This is a genomic window from Acidovorax sp. Root219 (assembly GCF_001428665.1).
Classification (GTDB): Bacteria; Pseudomonadota; Gammaproteobacteria; order Burkholderiales; family Burkholderiaceae_C; genus Acidovorax.
Genome location: NZ_LMIJ01000010.1, coordinates 77,311 through 94,499, shown reverse-complemented (window position 1 = coordinate 94,499; position 17,189 = coordinate 77,311). Strand labels below are relative to the sequence as shown.

The 17,189-nt window shown below is 67.4% G+C and carries 15 protein-coding genes; 10 read left to right on the top strand and 5 right to left on the bottom strand.

Going from position 1 to position 17,189, the window contains the following annotated elements; genetic code table 11:
- Positions 1-57: 57 nt before the first annotated feature.
- Positions 58-1,020, bottom strand: coding sequence for a tripartite tricarboxylate transporter substrate binding protein (locus ASE28_RS08820; protein ID WP_057266275.1), 963 nt, complete (start codon positions 1,018-1,020; stop codon positions 58-60).
- Between the two features lie 99 nt (positions 1,021-1,119).
- Here ASE28_RS08820 and ASE28_RS08815 point away from each other — a divergent pair, with 99 nt between their 5' ends.
- Entirely contained in the window at positions 1,120-1,989 is an 870-nt protein-coding gene (locus tag ASE28_RS08815; protein WP_057200139.1) for a LysR substrate-binding domain-containing protein, read from the top strand.
- Positions 1,990-1,998: 9 nt separating this feature from the next.
- Here ASE28_RS08815 and dkgB read toward each other — a convergent pair whose 3' ends face one another.
- Both dkgB and ASE28_RS08805 read right to left on the bottom strand, forming a co-directional pair.
- The gene (dkgB, locus tag ASE28_RS08810) at positions 1,999-2,811 is read right to left on the bottom strand and encodes a 2,5-didehydrogluconate reductase DkgB (protein WP_057200251.1); all 813 of its coding nucleotides are present in this window, start codon (positions 2,809-2,811) and stop codon (positions 1,999-2,001) included.
- Between the two features lie 40 nt (positions 2,812-2,851).
- Entirely contained in the window at positions 2,852-4,054 is a 1,203-nt protein-coding gene (locus ASE28_RS08805; RefSeq protein WP_057266273.1) for an MFS transporter, read from the bottom strand.
- 114 nt (positions 4,055-4,168) lie between these two features.
- On the opposite strand from ASE28_RS08805, the gene ASE28_RS08800 reads away from it, so the two are divergent.
- Positions 4,169-5,053, top strand: coding sequence for a LysR family transcriptional regulator (locus tag ASE28_RS08800; protein ID WP_057200141.1), 885 nt, complete (start codon positions 4,169-4,171; stop codon positions 5,051-5,053).
- A gap of 10 nt (positions 5,054-5,063) precedes the next feature.
- Here ASE28_RS08800 and ASE28_RS08795 read toward each other — a convergent pair whose 3' ends face one another.
- Positions 5,064-5,768: a glutathione S-transferase N-terminal domain-containing protein gene (locus tag ASE28_RS08795; RefSeq protein ID WP_057266270.1), complete on the bottom strand. Its 705-nt coding sequence runs from the start codon at positions 5,766-5,768 to the stop codon at positions 5,064-5,066.
- Between the two features lie 127 nt (positions 5,769-5,895).
- Here ASE28_RS08795 and dapF point away from each other — a divergent pair, with 127 nt between their 5' ends.
- The 3 genes from dapF to ASE28_RS08780 are packed head-to-tail and all read left to right on the top strand — an operon-like array spanning position 5,896 to position 8,489.
- Positions 5,896-6,774, top strand: a complete 879-nt coding sequence (gene dapF / locus ASE28_RS08790) for a diaminopimelate epimerase (protein WP_057266268.1) — start codon at positions 5,896-5,898, stop codon at positions 6,772-6,774.
- Positions 6,771-7,469 (top strand): DUF484 family protein, encoded by a 699-nt coding sequence (locus ASE28_RS08785; protein ID WP_057200144.1) that lies wholly within the window; start codon positions 6,771-6,773, stop codon positions 7,467-7,469. Before dapF ends, ASE28_RS08785 begins: the two co-directional genes overlap by 4 nt.
- Positions 7,470-7,490: 21 nt before the next feature.
- On the top strand, positions 7,491-8,489 hold the full coding sequence (locus ASE28_RS08780; protein WP_057266266.1) for a tyrosine recombinase XerC: 999 nt from the start codon (positions 7,491-7,493) through the stop codon (positions 8,487-8,489).
- Between the two features lie 17 nt (positions 8,490-8,506).
- Here the strand turns inward: ASE28_RS08780 and ASE28_RS33430 are convergent, their stop codons facing one another.
- Positions 8,507-10,864, bottom strand: coding sequence for a bifunctional diguanylate cyclase/phosphodiesterase (locus ASE28_RS33430; RefSeq protein WP_082607999.1), 2,358 nt, complete (start codon positions 10,862-10,864; stop codon positions 8,507-8,509).
- A gap of 288 nt (positions 10,865-11,152) precedes the next feature.
- Here ASE28_RS33430 and lepB point away from each other — a divergent pair, with 288 nt between their 5' ends.
- From lepB to ASE28_RS08750, 5 genes are all read left to right on the top strand, one after another.
- Entirely contained in the window at positions 11,153-11,818 is a 666-nt protein-coding gene (gene lepB / locus ASE28_RS08770) for a signal peptidase I (RefSeq protein WP_057200146.1), read from the top strand.
- A gap of 52 nt (positions 11,819-11,870) precedes the next feature.
- A complete protein-coding gene (locus ASE28_RS08765) occupies positions 11,871-13,106 on the top strand; it encodes a class I SAM-dependent rRNA methyltransferase (RefSeq protein WP_057200147.1) in 1,236 nt (411 codons plus the stop codon).
- Positions 13,107-13,325: 219 nt separating this feature from the next.
- Positions 13,326-14,405: a GTP-binding protein gene (locus ASE28_RS08760; RefSeq protein WP_057266262.1), complete on the top strand. Its 1,080-nt coding sequence runs from the start codon at positions 13,326-13,328 to the stop codon at positions 14,403-14,405.
- Between the two features lie 220 nt (positions 14,406-14,625).
- A complete protein-coding gene (gene dksA / locus ASE28_RS31270) occupies positions 14,626-15,411 on the top strand; it encodes an RNA polymerase-binding protein DksA (RefSeq protein ID WP_082604010.1) in 786 nt (261 codons plus the stop codon).
- Between the two features lie 53 nt (positions 15,412-15,464).
- The gene (locus tag ASE28_RS08750; protein WP_057200149.1) at positions 15,465-17,186 is read left to right on the top strand and encodes an STAS domain-containing protein; all 1,722 of its coding nucleotides are present in this window, start codon (positions 15,465-15,467) and stop codon (positions 17,184-17,186) included.
- Positions 17,187-17,189 lie beyond the last annotated feature (3 nt).

Below are 17,189 nucleotides of genomic sequence, written 5' to 3'. Positions count from 1 at the left end.
CCTGCCCGGCGCTGGAGGCGCCGGGGACGGGATCACGCAGGGAGAGTCTTTGGCGGGTCAGTCGGCCTTGATGCCGGCGCCCTTGATGGTCTTGGCCCAGTAGGCGGTCTCGGTTTTCACCAGGTCGCCGAGCGCATCGGGTGGCAGGTAGCGCAGCTCGATGCCGGCGGCGTCGGCGCGCTGGCGCGTCTCGGGCATCTCCAGGGCCTTCTTCACGTCGGCCGTGAGCTTGGTGATCACTGCCGGTGGCGTGGCCGCCGGGGCGAACAGGCCCACCCAGGCTTCGAGCTTGAAGTCGGGCATGCCGGCCTCGGCCACTGTCGGCACGTTGGGCAGGCCCGGGTGGCGCTTGGTGCCGGTCACGGCAAAGGCCTTGAGCTTGCCGCTGACCACATGCTGCATGACGGAGGGCGGCGTGGTGATGAACACCTGCACCTGGCCGGCCAGCACGTCGGCCACGGCCGGGCCCGAACCGCGGTAGGGGATGTGGGTCATGAAGGTGCCGCTCTGCTGCTTGAAGATCTCGGTGCCGATGTGCGAGAGCGAGCCATTGCCTTGCGATGCGTAGTTGACCTTGCCGGGGTTCGCCTTGAGGTAGGCGATGAACTCCTTGAGGTTGTTGCCCGGTACCGAAGGGTGGGCCGCAATCACGTTGGTGGCCACGGTGAGCAGGGCCACGGGCGCGAAATCCTTGGCCTCCCAGGGCAGGCTGGGCGAGAGCGCCGGGTTGCCCACATGGTAGGCCGAATACGAGATCAGCAGGTTGTAGCCGTCGGCCTTGCTGCGGGCCACCGCACCGTAGGCCACGTTGCCGCTGCCGCCCGCCTTGTTGTCGATCACCACCGGCTGGCCGAGCACGCGCGCCAGGGGTTCGTTGAGCAACCGGGCCGAGGTGTCCACCACACCGCCGGGCGGGTTGGGCACCGTGAGCGTGATGGCCTTGCTGGGGAAGTTGTCCTGCGCAGTGGCCAGGCCCGAAAGGGCCAGCGTGGCAGCCAGCAGGCTGTGCTTGATCGTCATGTTTGTCTCCGCCTGGATGTTGTAGTCAGGGTATTGTGGAAACAAGCGAACCAACAGTCCAATATATTGTTGGTCTTGATCAAGACTTGAAAAGTATCAATGGAACTGCGGCACCTGCGTTACTTCATCGCCCTGGCCGAAGAGCTGAGCTTCACGCGCGCCGCGCAGCGCCTGCATGTGTCGCAGCCGCCGCTGAGCCTGCAGATCGCGCAACTCGAGGCGGAGCTGGGCGCCCAGCTGTTCGTGCGCACCAGCCGGCGTGTGGAACTGACGCTGGCAGGCCAGGCCTACCTGGTGGATGCGCGTGCGGTGCTGGAGCGGCTGGACACGGCGCGCCAGCGCGTGGCGGCCATCGGCCAGGGGCAGGCGGGGCGCATCGAGGTGGGGCTGTCGGGCTCGCATTTCCTCGGGCCGTTTCCGGCAGCGCTGGCGCGCTACCGGCACAGCCACCCGGGCGTGGACGTGGTGCTGCACGAGATGCAGCCCTCGCTGCAGCAGGCGGCCCTGCGCGACAAGCGCATCGACGTGGGCATTTCGCGCACGGCGGTCAACGACGACCAGCTCGCGAGCACCCTGCTGTGGCCCGACCCCGTGGTGGCGGCCCTGCCGCCCGGCCACCCGCTGGCGGCGCGCAAGGCGCTGGCCCTGAAGGACCTGCGCAGCGAGGCCTTCGTGATGCTGCGCCGCGATTCATCGGCCCACGCCGAGCACATGGTGCAGTGCTGCGTGCAGGCCGGCTTTGCGCCCCGGGTGGCGCAGACCACGGTGGAGCTGGCGGCCTTGCTGAGCCTGGTGGCCGCAGGGCTGGGCGTGGCGCTGGTGCCGTCGTCGCTCGGCAGCCTGTTCGGCGCCCGCGTGGTGCTCAAGACCCTGGGGGCCAGGGCACCGCGTGCCGACGTGCATGCGCTGCAGCGGCGCGACGATGCCTTGGGGGTGGTGCCGGCCTTCGTGCGCGTGGTGACCGGCTGAGAGGATCGGTCAATCCCAGGCAGGGGCAAGGCCGTCGGGGTCGACCAGGCGGCCGCCACGGTCCAGGCTGGCGATCTGCGCCATATCGGCATCGGTAAGGCGCAGCTGCTGCGCCTTGAGGTTGCTGGCCAGGTTCTCGCGCCGGGTGGACGAGGGGATCACCGCGTAGCCGAGCTGTAGCGCCCAGGCCAATGCCACCTGGGCCGTGGTGCCCCCATGCGCGCGGGCAATGGCTTCGATCACCGGGTCGTTCAGCACCTTGCCGTAGGCCAGCGTCATGTACGAGGTGATGGGGATGCCCTGGCTTCTCGCGAAGTCGGCCACGCTGCGGTTCTGCAGGTAGGGGTGCAGCTCAACCTGGTTGGTGGCGATGGCGCCCGCGCCCACGGCGGCAATGGCCTCCTGCATCAGCGCCACGGTGAAGTTGGAGACACCGATCTGCCGCGCCAGGCCCTGGGCCCTGGCTTCGGCCAGTGCACCCATGAACTCGGCCACGGGCACGGCACCGCTGGGCGAAGGCCAGTGGATCAACGCCAGGTCCACCTGCTCGCTGCGCAGCTTGGCGAGGCTGTCCTTCAGGCTGGGGATGAGCTTGTCCGCCGCCAGGTTCTCCGTCCAGACCTTGGTGGTGAGGAACAGCGCGCTGCGTGGCACACCGCTTTCTGCGATGGCCTGGCCGACCTCGGCCTCGTTGCCGTAGATCTGCGCGGTGTCGATGGCGCGGTAACCCAGGTCGAGCGCGTTGCGCACCGAGTCGATGACGACTTGGTCCTTGAGGCGAAAGGTACCGAGGCCGAAGGCGGGGATGGTAGAAGAATGCATGAAGAAAGACTCCGTGTGGATGTGCAGGAAAAGAAGGTGATCAGTGGCCGACGGGGACCGGGCCACTGGAGCGCACGGGGATGCCGGCTCGGCGGTCCAGCACGCCGCTGTAGTGCGTCAGGGCCAGGGAGCCCAGCACCACCACGGCACCGATCCAGGGCGTGTGCATCAGGCCCAGGTGCGTCACGATCAGGCCACCGGCCCAGGCGGCACCGGCAATGCCCAGGTTGAAGGCGGCGATGTTCAGGCCCGAGGCCACGTCCACCGCCTGCGGCGTGAAGCGCTCGGCCTGCTTGACCACGTAGACCTGCAGCCCCGGCACATTGCCGAAGGCCACGGCGCCCCAGAGCAGCACGGTCACCAGCGCCAGCCAGGGGTGCGGCGCGGTGAACTGCAGCAGCAAAAGCACGGCGGCCAGCAGGGCGAACACGATGCGCAGCGCCGGGATCGGGCCCAGCCGGTCGGCCAGCCGGCCACCCCAGATGTTGCCCACGGCCACCGACACGCCGTAGACCAGCATCACCCAGCCCACCGCACCGGCGCTGAACCCCGAGATGTCGGTCAGGATGGGTGCAAGAAAGGTGAAGGGAATGAAGGTGCCACCGTAGCCGATGGCCGTCTTGGCATAGACCAGCAGCAGGCGTGGCTCGGCCAGCACCTTGGCCTGCTGCAGCAGCGAGGCGGGTGGGGTATGGGCGATATTGCGCGGCACGAAGAGTGCGCTGCCGATGAAGGCGACCACGCCCAGGGCCGAGACGGCCAAAAAGGTCTCGCGCCAGCCGAAGTGCTGGCCGATGAAGGTGCCCAGCGGCACGCCGGTGACCAGCGCCACGGTGAGCCCGGTGAACATGATGGCAATGGCGCTGGCCGCCTTCTCGCGCGGCACCAAACCGGTGGCGATGGTTGAGCCGATGGAGAAGAACACCCCGTGCGCCAGGCCGGTGAGGATGCGCGCGGCCACCAGCGATTCATAGCTCGGTGCCTGCCAGGCCAGCAGGTTGCCGGCGGTGAACAGCGCCATCAGCGACAGCAGCAGCGCCTTGCGCGGCAGCTTGCCGGTCAGCGCGGTGAGCACCGGGGCGCCGACGGCGACACCCAGGGCATACAGGCTCACCAGCAGGCCCGCCGAAGGGATGCTGATGGACAGATCGGCCGCCACGGTGGGCAGCAGGCCAACGATCACGAACTCCGTCGTGCCGCTGGCGAATGCGCTGAGCGTCAGCGCGAGCAAGGCAATGGGCATGGAAACACTCCTGTGTAGATGCAGGGAAGTGTCGGGTTTGCAGCCTTGCAGAAAAAGAGGGTTCTACGCCATAGATAGTTGATTTGGAATCAACAATCGGCGAGCATTGCGCCCATGAAATCCACCCTGGAAGAGTTGCAGGCCTTCGTGGCCGTGGTCGACGGCGGCTCCATCACGGCGGCGGCGGACCAGTTGGGGCAGACGGTTTCGGGCATCAGCCGTGCCCTTGGGCGCCTGGAAAAGAAGCTGGAGACCACGCTGCTGCGCCGCACCACGCGCCGCACCGAGCTGACCGAGGAGGGCCAGGCCTTCCTGCTGCGCACGCGCGCCATCCTGGCCTCCATCGACGATGCCGAGGAAAGCATGGCGGCACGCCGCCAGCAGCCCGCCGGCCGGCTGCGCGTGAATGCGGCCACGCCTTTCATGCTGCACGCCGTGGTGCCGCTGGTGCCGGCGTTCCGAGCCGCCTATCCGCAGATCACGCTGGAGCTCAATACGGACGAGATGTACATCGACCTGCTGGAGCAGCGCACGGACGTGGCCATCCGCATAGGCCGGCTGCAGGACTCGACCCTGCACGCGCGCCCCCTGTGCACCAGCCGCCTGCGCGTGCTGGCCAGCCCGGAGTACCTGGCGCGCGCCGGCAAGCCCAAGGGCGTGGCCGAACTCTCCGGGCACACGCTGCTGGGCTTCAACGAGCCAGAGTCGCTCAACCGCTGGCCGCTGCGCGGCACGCACGGAGACGAATGGCGGATCGTGCCCAGCCTCACCGCGTCGAGCGGCGAAACATTGCGCCAGCTGGCGCTGGAACATGTGGGGCTGGTTTGCCTGTCGGATTTCATGACCGCAGGCGACCGCGAGGCCGGCCGCCTGGTGCAGGTGCTGGCGCGCGACACGGTGGACGTGCGCCAGCCCATCAATGCGGTGTACTACCGCAACACGCAGCTGGCCGCGCGCATTGCGTGCTTCCTGGACTTTCTCCAGGAGAGAATGGGCTGAGCTCGATCGCTCAGCCGCGCGCGGGAATGTTCAACCCCTTGGCCACGGCCGGGCGTGCCACGAAGGCGTGCAGCACGCGTTTGATTTCCTTGAACTGGTCGAACTCCACCAGCTCGCCCGCGCCATAGAAGCCCACCAGGTTGCGCACCCAGGGCAGGATGGCGATGTCCGCAATGGTGTAGGTGTCGCCCATCACCCACTGGCGTCCGGCCAGGCGCTGGTCCAGCACGCCCAGCAGGCGCTTGGACTCGGCCACATAGCGGTCGCGCGGGCGCTTGTCTTCATAGTCCTTGCCGGCAAACTTGTGGAAGAAGCCGAGCTGGCCGAACATCGGGCCCACGCCGCCCATCTGCCACATCACCCACTGCAGGGTTTCATAGCGGGCGGCCGCGTCCTGGGGCACCAGCTTGCCGGTCTTGTCAGCCAGGTAGATGAGGATGGCACCGGACTCGAACAGCGCCAGTGGCTTGCCGCCGGGGCCGTCGGGGTCGAGGATGGCGGGGATCTTGTTGTTGGGATTGAGCGACAGGAACTCGGGCGAGGTCTGGTCGTTGGTCTCGAAACTCACCAGGTGCGGCTCGTAGGGCAGGCCCAGTTCTTCGAGCGCGATCGAGGCCTTCACGCCATTGGGCGTGGGCAGCGAGTACAGCTGGATGCGGTCGGGGTGCTGGGCGGGCCACTTGCGGGTGATGGGGAAAGCGGAAATGTCTGCCATGGGCTCCTCGTTCGTTGTTTTCAAAGACGCGTTAGCCTAAACCGCTTGGCCGCCCTGTGCCGGATGGGGGTATTGCCATTGCCACGGTGTCTGACAAGGCCGGCCCTGCACCGACGATAATCCGGGCATGAAGATCCACTTCACCAAAATGCAGGGCGCGGGCAACGACTTCGTCGTGCTCGACGAGACCCGCTCGCGGCTGAATCTCACCGCCGGCCAGTACCGCTACCTGGCGGACCGCCATTTCGGCGTGGGCGCCGACCAGATCCTCACCGTGCGGCCCTCGCCTGCCGCGGGCATCGACTTCGAATACGTGATCCACAACGCCGACGGCGGCGAGGTGGGTCAGTGCGGCAACGGCTCGCGCTGCTTTGCGCGTTACGTTTACGACAAGGGCCTGACCACCAAGGACACCATCCGCGTGCAGACGCTCAGCGGGGTGCTCTCGCCCAGGCTCAATGCCGATGGCCGGGTCACGGTGGACATGGGCGTGCCCGTGCTCGACGAGCCCCGCGTGCCTTTCGATACCGCGGCCCTGGCCCCTACGGTGCAGGGCAATGGCCGCACCTGGCCCCTGGCGTTCGACGTGCAGGGCATCTCCGTCACCGTGCCGGTGGCCGTGGTCTCCATGGGCAACCCGCACGCCGTGCAACTGGTGGACAGCGTGGACACGGCCCCCGTGGGCCTGTGGGGCCCGTTGATCGAGAGCCATTCGCGCTTTCCTGAGCGCGTGAACGCGGGCTTCATGCAGATCGTGGACCGCGGCCATGTGCGCCTGCGGGTGTTCGAGCGCGGCACCGGAGAGACCCTGGCCTGCGGCTCGGGCGCCTGTGCGGCCGTGGCCGCCGGCATCCGCCTGGGGCTGCTCGACAGCGAGGTGCATGTGGACATGCACGGCGGGCGCCTGACCATCGCCTGGAGCGGCGAGGACACCGATTCCCTTTTCATGACCGGCCCGGCCACCACCGTATTCGAAGGCCAGATCGACATTCCGGACGCAGCATGACCAATCCCAGCACCCATATCCCGCCCATCACCGAAGACGACATCGCCCAGTTCCTGGAGAACACCCCCGGCTTTTTCGAGCGCCACGCCGAGGTCCTGGCCAGCGTGCAGATCACCAGCCCCCACGGCGCGCGCGCCGTGAGCCTGCAGGAGCGCCAGGCCGAGATGCTGCGCGAGAAGATCAAGGGTCTGGAGCACCGCGTGATGGACATGGTGCGCAACAGCGGTGAGAACACCGCCATTGCGGCCAAGGTGCACCAGTGGACCAGCGCACTGCTGCAGGTCAAGGACCCGTTCGACCTGCCCGAAGCAGTGGTGGAGGGCATCCGCTCCCTGTTCGACGTGCCCCAGGCCACCGTGCGCGTGTGGGAAGTGGCCGGCCCCTACGTGGATGCCGACTTCGCCCAGGGCGCCAGTGAGGACGCGCGGGCGTTCGCTTCGTCGCTGACCATGCCCTTTTGCGGCCCCAACCTGGGCTTCGAGCCCGCCGGCTGGCTCAGCGCAATCGATGGCGTGCAGGCCCAGTCGCTGGCCCTGCTGCCGCTGCGCCAGGGCGCCATCGACAGCGCCACTCCGGCCTTCGGGCTGCTGGTGCTGGGCTCGCACGATCCCCAGCGCTTCGATGCCACCATGGGCACCGAATTCCTTTCGCGCATTGCCGAGCTGGCCAGCTCGGCGCTGGTGCGCCTGCGCTGACCTGCTGGCGGACGGCTGCACGTGACCACCACCGCACCCGTCGCCCCTGAGCCCGGCACCTTGGCGCCAGACCCGCTGGTGCTGCGCTACCTGGAGCATGTGCGCGTGGAAAAGCGCCTGGCGGCGCGCACGCTCACGCTCTACACGCTGGACCTCGAAAAGCTGGCGCAGTTCGCAGCCGGCGTGGGCCTGCCCCTGCTGCAGTTGCAGACGGCGCACATCCGCCGCTTCGTCGCGCAGATGCACAGTGGCGGGCGCAGCGGGCGCGGCATTGCGCTCATCCTTTCGGGCTGGCGCGGCTTTTTCATCTGGGCCGGGCGCCAGGGCCTGGTGCCACACAACCCGGTGCAGGACGTGCGCGCGCCCAAGGCGCCCAAGCCCCTGCCCAAGGCACTGGGCGTGGACGACGCCGTGCGCCTGGCCGAGTTCGACAACACCGGCGCCGACCCGTGGCTGGAAGCGCGCGACGCCGCCATGGTGGAGCTGCTCTACGGCTGTGGTCTGCGCGTGGGCGAGCTCGCGGGGCTTGATGCCGTGCCCAGTGCCGAAACCCAGCGCCAGGGCCGCGGCTGGATCGACCTGCAGGCGGGCGAGGCGCATGTGTTCGGCAAGGGCAGCAAGCGGCGCAGCGTACCGGTGGGCCGCTCGGCCCTGGAGGCCCTGCAGGCTTGGCTGGCGCTGCGCGCCGGCCCCTTCGGCGGCGGCGGATCGGCGCGCATGGATGCCGCGCTGTTCCTGGGCCAGCGCGGCGCGCGGCTCACGGCACAGTCCATCTGGCTGCGCCTGCGCCAGCGCAGCCAGCAGGCCGGGCTGACCACCCCCGTGCACCCGCACATGCTGCGCCATTCGTTCGCCAGCCACCTGCTGCAGTCCAGCGGTGACCTGCGGGCCGTGCAGGAGTTGCTCGGCCACGCCAACATCACCACCACTCAGGTCTACACGCGCCTGGATTTTCAGCACCTGGCCAAGGTGTACGATGCGGCACACCCGAGGGCCAGGCGCAAGCCAGGCTCTGAATAGTCCGATCCTGCAGGTGGTCAGGTGGCCGTCGCTGGCTGCGCGGCGATGAATGCGGTGACCGCTGCCAGGTCCAGCGGGCGGGCAAAGTAGAAGCCCTGGCCGGTCACGCAGCCCAGGCCCTGCAGCAGGTGGGCCTGCTCGGCGGTTTCGATGCCCTCGGCCGTGGTCTCCATGTGCAGCGCCTGCGCCAGTTCGATCACCGAGTGCACGATGGCCTTCGACTCAGAGCTGCCCTCTATGGGCGCGATGAAGGAGCGGTCGATCTTGAGCCGGTCGAACGGAAAGCTGCGCAGATAGGCCAGCGAGGAGTAGCCCGTGCCGAAGTCGTCCAGCGCAATGCGCACCCCGGCATGGCGCAGCCGGTGCAGCGTGGCCATCACATCGTCCGTGTCCTGCAGGAAGACGGATTCGGTGATCTCCAGCTCCAGCCGCTCGGGCGGCAGGCCGCAGCGCTCCACCACCGCCAGGATCTTGTCGGCCAGCAGGGCATCGTCGAACTGGCACACCGAGAGGTTGACCGACATCACCAGCTCGCCCGGCAACTGGAGCGCCGCCAGGCAGGCGTGTTCCAGCACCCACAGCCCGATGTCGCGGATCAGGCCTGCCTCTTCGGCCACGGGGATGAATTCCACGGGCGACACGCTGCCAAAGCGCGTGCTGTTCCAGCGCAGCAGGGCCTCCAGCCCCGCGATGCGGCCCGAGGCCAGGTGCCATTGGGGCTGGAAGGCCAGGTGCAGTTCGCCCTGGGCCAGGGCGGTGCGCAGGCCGTCCTCGAGCGCAATGCGCCGGTGGGCGCGCTGGTCCATCTCGATGGAAAAGAACTGCACCTGCCTGCGGCCGCGCTGTTTGGCTTCGTACAGGGCCAGGTCGGCGTGGTGCAGCAGGGCGTCCACGTGGGTGCCATCGCGCGGCAGGAAGGCCACGCCGATGCTCAGGTGCGGGGTGGTGGCCAGGCCCGAGAGGTCGCAGGGCTGCTCTACGGCGCGCATCAGCCGGTCGCAGAACACCTGCACCTCGGCCCGTGTGCTGGCACCGTCGAGCAGGATGGCGAACTCGTCCCCACCCAGTCGGGCCACCAGGTCGCGGCTGCGGATCTCCTGGTCCATGCGCTGCGCCACGGTCCTGAGCAGCAGGTCTCCGTTGCCGTGGCCATAGGCGTCGTTGATGCGCTTGAAATTGTCCATGTCCAGGCACAGCAGGGCTGCAGCGCTGGTGCCGGCACTGTCCAGCGCACACTGCTGCTGCAGCCGATGCTGGAAGTGGCGCCGGTTGGCAAGACCGGTCAGCGAGTCGAAGTGCGCCAGGCGGTGCATCTCGTCCTCTGCGTGTTTCTTGTGGGTGATGTCCACCCCCACGCCGCGCCAGTCCTGCAGGCTCTGGTCCAGCCGCCAGATGGGTTTGGCGGTAAGCGCCCACCAGCGCAACTGGCCCTCGATCACGATGGGTACGGGCAGGTCGCGAAACGGCTGCGGGCCCCTGAGCGCGGCCTGCAGTGCCTGCAGGTGGCCGGCCGGGTCCACACCATGGGTGGCGCCCTGGTGGGTGCGGGCGATCAGTTCCACCAGGCCCAGGTCGGGGTCGTCCTGGCGGCTGTAGCGCAGGGCCTGGTCCAGGCGGTTGGAGGAGTGGCGCAGCGTGCCTTCGCTGGAAACCTCCCAGAGGAAGTCGCTGGTGTTCTCCTCGAAATCGCGCAGCAGCAGGCCCACGATCTGCTGCTGGTGGGCGGCATCGGCCTCGGCCGCCAGGCGCGATCCGTAGGAGCGGGCCATCACGCGCACCGAGGCGATCACCACCAGCCCATAGGTCATCAGCAGCACCAGCAGTGTCACCGTGCCCGGCTGGTCTGAAGCCCGCGCCAGCCCCACGGCCGAGCCTCCCGCGAGCAGCAGCACGTAGCTCAGGGCCGCCTCGGGCACCGTCACCAGCGCAAAGCCCCCCGCGCAGATCATTCCGCAGCTGATCGCCAGGATCATCATCTGGTCCGGCGCCGTGGCCGAGGCGAAGAGCGCAGCCGGTATGGCGCCCCACAGCAGGCCCAGCGCGCCGGCGTGGCGGGCGGCGCGCCGGATGGCCTTCTTCGACGCCAGCAGTCGAGGAGGGTGGTTGCGTGCGCGCTGCCAGGCACGCAGTCCCTGTGCCGCCACAAACAGCAGCGCCAGCATCCAGGCCCAGAGCCAGGGCGGCACCGTGGCCAGCCGCCAGGCGATGAAACACCCGTTGAAGACATTGACCGCCATGGCCAGCGGGGTCAGGCGCAGCATGGCCTGCAACTGCTGGGCGCGAAAGCTCGCGGCCAGCGGTTCGTCTGCCTCGTAGGGGGCTAGCCATTGCTGCACGCGCGCGGGCAGGAGTGTCAAAAGGCGGGGTTCTGCCATGCAGGCGGGTCCGTTGGGGCAGCCTCCGGCCTCTGCGCTCGGGCGGCTGCGTCATCACACAGGTTTCGGCAAAACACACTTTGCAACCATTGTGCACCCTCGGCTGTGTGCCTGCCCAGGGGTCAACCCAGGGGGCGCGCGGTCCGTTGCGCCGACCGCACGGCGTTCGGGCTGCATGCGCATGGTGGCCGGGAACCTTTGGCGCGGTGGCGGGCTCCGAGCGCTGTGGCCGTGCAGCGCAGGGCCACACGATAAGCCGTTCAAGGGACAACCCGAGGAGAAGAATCGATGGGACGCTGGATCAAGGCCAACAAGGGATTTCTGGTGCTGCTGATGTGCTTCGGCCTGTTTCGCACGGCCGTGGCGGACTGGAACCCCATTCCCTCGGGCTCGATGCGGCCCAACCTGGTCGAGGGCGATGTGGTGTTCGTCAACCGCCTGGCCTACAACGTGAAGATTCCGCTGACCGACGTGGTGCTGGCCCCGATGGGCGAGCCGCGGCGCGGTGACGTGGTGACCTTCTCTTCGCCGCTGGACGGCACGCGCCTCATCAAGCGCCTGGTGGCAGTGCCAGGCGATACGGTGGAGATGCGCGACGAAGTGCTCATCATCAATGGCGAAGCCGCCCGTTACGAGGCACCGCAGGCGCTACAGGAAGCCATGGGCCTGGGCCGCACGGTCGACGCCACGCGCCTGACGGAGCAGGTGCAGGGCCACGAGCGCCGCGTGCAATGGCTGCATGGCGTGACGGCGCGCAGCAGCTTTGACCCCGTGACCGTGCCCGAGGGTGAGTACCTGGTGCTGGGCGACAACCGCGACAACAGCGCCGATTCACGCTACATCGGCCTGGTGCCGCGCCATCTGCTGATCGGCCGGGCCCTGGGCGTGCTGGTGTCGGCGGATACCGACCGGTATTTCATGCCGCGCTTCGAGCGCTTCGGCCAGAAGCTGTAATCCAGCCGCCCGTCTGGCGGGGGAGCGCTCCAACGGCGCGACAATCGGGGCCATGAAAACCCTTCGCCTTCGCCCTGGCAAGGAGCGCTCGCTCCTGCGCCGCCATCCCTGGATCTTCGAATCGGCCATCGCCAAGGGCGGCGGCGACAGCGGCGAGACGGTGCGTGTCGAGTCGCACGAGGGCCAGTTCCTGGCCTGGGCCGCGTTCAGCCCCAGCTCGCGCATCCGGGCCCGGGTGTGGAGCTTCGACGAGGCGCAGCGCATCGATGAGCCCTTCTTCATCGCCGCCTGCGCGCGCGCCATCATCGCCCGCGCGCGCTTCGATGTGCAGAGCGACGGCATCCGCCTGGTGCATGGCGAGTCCGACGGCCTGCCCGGCCTGATCGTGGACCGCTACGGCGATACGCTGGTGGCGCAGTTCACCAGTGCCGGCACCGAGCGCTGGAAAGATGTGCTGGCCGATGCCCTGCTGCGCGAGACCGGCCTCACCCGGCTGTACGAGCGCTCGGATGCGAGCGTGCGCGCTCTGGAGGGGCTGGAGCCCGCCACGGGCTGGCTGCGCGGCGGCCCGGTGGCCGGTGGCGAGGTGCCGCCGGTGGAGCTGACCATCCACGAGCACCAGTGGCAGCTCACGCTCAACATTGCCGAAGGCCACAAGACCGGCTTCTACCTGGACCAGCGCGACAGCCGCAAGCGTTTTGCCGACTATGCGCGCCGGCTGGGCTTCCAGCATGTGCTCAACTGCTTTTGCTACACCGGCGGCTTCAGCGTGGCAGCGTTGGCCGGCATGCGTGCGGCCGAGGCGGCGGGCGGCCCGGGAGGCGGCCACGTGACTTCCATTGACTCCTCCGGCCCCGCGCTGGAGCGGGCGCGCGCCCACGTGGCGCTCAACGGCTTCGACGTGAACCGCGCGAGCTTCCTGGATGCCGATGTGAACGCCTCGCTGCGCCAGTTCCTCAAGGAAGGCCAGCGCTTCGACGCCATCGTGCTCGATCCGCCCAAGTTCGCGCCCACCGCGGCGCATGCCGAACGCGCCGCGCGCGCCTACAAGGACATCAACCGTCTGGCGCTGCAACTGCTCACGCCCGGCGGCGTGCTGTTCACCTTCTCGTGTTCGGGCGGCATCAGCGCCGACCTGTTCCACAAGATCGTGGCCTCGGCAGGGGCCGATGCGGGGGTGGACGGCTACATCGTCGAACGCCTGGCAGGGGCTCCCGACCACCCGATGACGCTGGAGTTTCCCGAAGGCGAATACCTCAAGGGGTTGGTGGTGATGCGCAAATCCTGAAGTCCACAGCTTCCTGTCCGGGCACTAACGCAACTTCCTTTCGTCAAGAGATGCTTTTTTGCTCCTTGATCCATAGCTTCAAGTCAAAGACTGGTATGCGACTGAGCTCAAAAATGCGGGATCCTCATTGGTGCAGGTGTTCGGTGGGGTCTTGATTTCGTGGCTAAACTGCCGCAAGTCGTCCCCCTGGCACCCGCATCCTTTTCTAGGCTTTTCTCCATGTCCCTCATACCTGCCACCATCCTCACCGGCTTCCTGGGCTCGGGCAAGACCACCCTGCTCAAGCGCCTGCTCAGCGAAGCCCACGGCCAGAAGATCGCCGTGATCGAAAACGAGTTCGGCGAAGAGAACATCGACAACGACATCCTGGTGACCGAGTCCAAGGAGCAGATCGTGCAGATGAGCAATGGCTGCATCTGCTGCACCATCCGCGAGGACCTGCGCGAGACGCTGCAACTGCTGGCCGCCAAGAAGCGCAAGGGCCTGCTCGACTTCGATCGCATCGTGATCGAGACCACGGGCCTGGCCGACCCCGGCCCTGTGGCGCAGACCTTCTTCATGGACGAGGAGATTGCCGAGACCTACCTGATCGACTCCATCATCACGCTGGTGGATGCCAAGCACGCGCCCCAGCAGCTCAACGACCGCCAGGAGGCACGCCGCCAGGTGGGCTTTGCCGACCAGATCTTCCTGTCCAAGACCGACCTGGTCAGCGCCGAGGAGACCGATGCCCTGATCCATCGCTTGAAGCACATGAACCCGCGCGCGCCCATCAAGGCCGTGCACTTCGGCGAAGTGCCGCTCAAGGAAGTGCTGGACCTGCGTGGCTTCAACCTCAACGCCAAGCTCGACATCGATCCCGACTTCCTCAAGGAAGAGGGCGATCACGACCACCACGACCATGGCCATGACCACCATGACCATGAACATGGTGAGCACTGCGACCACCCTTCGCACCAGCAGGGCCACGAAGGCGGTGGGCACCACCACCACCACGATGACGACGTCAAGAGCTTCGTTTTCCGCTCGGTGCGTCCTTTCGATCCGGCCAAGCTCGAGGACTTCCTGGGCGCCATCGTCAACATCTACGGTCCGCGCATGCTGCGCTACAAGGGCGTGCTGTACATGAAGGGCACCGAGCGCAAGGTGATCTTCCAGGGCGTGCACCAGCTCATGGGCAGCGACCTGGGGCCGCAGTGGGCCGAGGGCGAGGAGCGCCTGAGCAAGATGGTCTTCATCGGCATCGACCTGCCCAAGGACATCCTCCTGCAAGGGCTGGAACAAAGCCTTGTGGCTTGACGGGCGCTGAGCTGGTTGGGGATTGTCAACAAGCGTCCCCTTCGCGATTTGCCTCGGAAAACCGCGATATGGCTGGCAAGATGTGTCGTATCTGCAACGTTTTCGTTTGCGTCAGCCCAGGTCGATACAATCGCGCCCCGGTAAAACCCCGGAAGGCTTGCCATCCGCCCTTGGCTGCCAGCGCAGCCTGGGCCCGCCCGTATAGCGAGGAGACCAGGAAGTGAAAGCCGAAACCAGCAAATCCAAGGCGGCTGCGAAAGCAGCCCCGAGCGCGGGTAAAAGCGCTGCCGCACCAGCGGCAGCCAAAGCTGCTGCAAAGGCCCCTGCCAAGGCTGCTCCCAAGGCGACAGCCGCCCCGGTGCCCGTCGCCCCCGAACCTGTTCTGCAGGCGGGATCCCATGTACCCGTGCGCACGACCCGGCCTTCTTCCCGATTGGCCCAATTGACCGTACCATCCATGGCACAGGCAACGGCTTCCACCGCTGCCAAAGCCAGCTACCAACAGACCATGCCCACGACCGCGCAAGTGCATCCCACTTTCACTGCTGCCAAAAAAGACCCCAAGCTGGCCAACAACTGGAAAGCCAAGACGGCCCAGGAGCTGACCGACGCTGAAGTCCTGGCCATGCCTGACAGCGAATACATGAACGAAAAGCAGATGGCGTTCTTTCGCCTGAAGCTGGTCCAGCTCAAGCAGGACATCCACAACAGTGCCGGTGAAACCACCGAGCACCTGCGTGAAGACACCGTGGTGGTGCCGGACCCTGCCGACCGTGCCACCATCGAGGAAGAGCACGCCCTGGAGTTGCGCACGCGCGATCGCGAGCGCAAGCTGCTCAAGAAGATCGAGCAGTCCATCGCCCGCATCGACGCTGGCGACTATGGCTACTGTGACGAGACGGGCGAGCCCATCGGTGTCGGCCGCCTGATCGCCCGCCCCACAGCCACGCTGTCGCTCGAAGCGCAACAGCGCCGTGAACTCAAGCAGAAAATGTTCGGTGACTGAAGTCCGCCCGGCCTGAATGCACCCATGCGCACGCACCCTCTCTCGCCTACCCCATGAGCAAGGAAGAAACCACGCCCGGCGGCCTGCTGTCCAAGATGGTGCGGTTTGTGCGCAACCCGACGACAAACTGGACCGAGCTCGACTCGCTTCAGGACGACCGGGAGAGCCAGTACAGCAAGCAGATGCTCAAGGAGATGATCGAGCGCAAGCGCCGCAACGATTTCGTGCGCCGCCGCGAGTTCGATCAGCTGCGCAAGCTGCGCCAGCGCGAAGTGCTGCAAGGCCAGCGCACCGAAGACCCCACCGCACGCCCCTCGTTCTTCCAGAGCAGCATGGCCTCGCCCGACGAGCGCGCCGTGACGCTCAAGAAGATCGACGAGATCGAGGCGCAGATGTCGCAGCAGTGGTGGAAGAGCAAGGCCAACGCCGACGCCCCCACCCAGCCTGCGGATTTTCGCGGGGAGGACGAGGCCGCTGCACGCGCCTTCGCGCCCACCGCGCCCGTCAGCCTGGCCGCGCCCATTGCCGCCGCCCCTGCGGCGGTCAAGCCCCTTTTTGATGACGACAGCATGGCGATCGGCCAGTTTGGCGGCATCGATGCGACCATGCGGGGGGAGCCGCCGCGGCAGGACGTACTGGCATCGTTTGACCCGAGTCCGGCACCAACGCCCGAAACCGCATCCGCACCGGAGGAATTCGTGCACGAACCCGACCTTGAAGAGGCCGCCATCCGCTTCGCCAACGGCGATCACGCAGGGGCGGAGTCCGGCTTGCTCGACGTGTTGGCACAGCACCAGCAGGACGAGCCGGCGCAGCAGCTGGAAATCTGGATGACGCTGTTCGATCTGTACCGCGCGACGGGCCAGCACGACCGCTTCGACACCCTGGCCATCGATTTTGCCGCCGGCTTCAGCCGCTCGGCGCCCTTGTGGTTCTCCATGCCCGAGCAGCTCGGTCTGGTGCAGGAGCAGGCGCCCGCAGCGGGTGCGGCCCGCCGGGATTTCAGCTGGAATGCGCCCCCGCGGCTTACGGTGTCATCCGTGGCGGCGCTGCAGGCCTCCATCGAGCGCTCTGCTGCGCCCTGGACGCTGGCCTGGACGCGCATCGCCGGCATCGACGATGCCGCCGTGCCCCTGCTGGCAGACCAGTTCACCAAGTGGGCGGACCGTGCGGGCCAGTTCGTGTTCTCGGGGGTGGACCGGCTCACGACGCTGATGGAGATCATGACCCAGTCGGGTGATCGCGCCTCAGGCCCCGAGTGGTGGCGCCTGCGCATGGCAGCGCTGCGCCTGATGGGCCGGCCTGACGAGTTCGAATTGGTGGCGCTCGACTACTGCGTGACCTATGAGGTGTCGCCGCCCTCCTGGGTGGCCCCCAAGATGGGCTATTCGGACGATGCTACAGCGACCAGCAGCCAGGCTGCGGCGCCCGCGGAGCGGGACATGCTGGCGTCGGACTTCGGTTTTGATGCCTCGGTTCCTGCGACGCTGGACAACACGCCTGTGGCCTCGCTCAGCGGCCACATCGATGGCGATGCCACCCCGCTGCTTGAGCCCTTCCAGGCGCTGATGCGCCCCGGGGTGCCGCTCACGGTGTCCTGCGACAAGCTGATCCGCGTCGACTTCGCTGCGGCCGGTTCGGTGCTCAACTGGGCCGCAGAGCAGCAGGGCCAGGGCCATGAGGTGCATTTCCACAACCTGCAGCGCCTGGTGGCCATCTTCTTCAACGTGATCGGTATCAACGAGCACGCCTGGGTGATCCCCCGCAAGAACTGACGG

Bases quoted from the DNA above. Each gene is read 5' to 3' on its own strand.
- ASE28_RS33430 (WP_082607999.1), bottom strand. From the start codon at position 10,864: ATGGCAGAACCCCGCCTTTTGACACTCCTGCCCGCGCGCGTGCAGCAA.
- ASE28_RS08760 (WP_057266262.1), top strand. From the start codon at position 13,326: ATGTCCCTCATACCTGCCACCATCCTCACCGGCTTCCTGGGCTCGGGC.
- ASE28_RS08795 (WP_057266270.1), bottom strand. From the start codon at position 5,768: ATGGCAGACATTTCCGCTTTCCCCATCACCCGCAAGTGGCCCGCCCAG.
- ASE28_RS08820 (WP_057266275.1), bottom strand. From the start codon at position 1,020: ATGACGATCAAGCACAGCCTGCTGGCTGCCACGCTGGCCCTTTCGGGC.
- ASE28_RS08750 (WP_057200149.1), top strand. From the start codon at position 15,465: ATGAGCAAGGAAGAAACCACGCCCGGCGGCCTGCTGTCCAAGATGGTG.
- ASE28_RS08785 (WP_057200144.1), top strand. From the start codon at position 6,771: ATGACCAATCCCAGCACCCATATCCCGCCCATCACCGAAGACGACATC.
- ASE28_RS08765 (WP_057200147.1), top strand. From the start codon at position 11,871: ATGAAAACCCTTCGCCTTCGCCCTGGCAAGGAGCGCTCGCTCCTGCGC.
- dapF (WP_057266268.1), top strand. From the start codon at position 5,896: ATGAAGATCCACTTCACCAAAATGCAGGGCGCGGGCAACGACTTCGTC.
- dkgB (WP_057200251.1), bottom strand. From the start codon at position 2,811: ATGCATTCTTCTACCATCCCCGCCTTCGGCCTCGGTACCTTTCGCCTC.
- ASE28_RS08800 (WP_057200141.1), top strand. From the start codon at position 4,169: ATGAAATCCACCCTGGAAGAGTTGCAGGCCTTCGTGGCCGTGGTCGAC.
- ASE28_RS08815 (WP_057200139.1), top strand. From the start codon at position 1,120: ATGGAACTGCGGCACCTGCGTTACTTCATCGCCCTGGCCGAAGAGCTG.
- ASE28_RS08805 (WP_057266273.1), bottom strand. From the start codon at position 4,054: ATGCCCATTGCCTTGCTCGCGCTGACGCTCAGCGCATTCGCCAGCGGC.
- lepB (WP_057200146.1), top strand. From the start codon at position 11,153: ATGGGACGCTGGATCAAGGCCAACAAGGGATTTCTGGTGCTGCTGATG.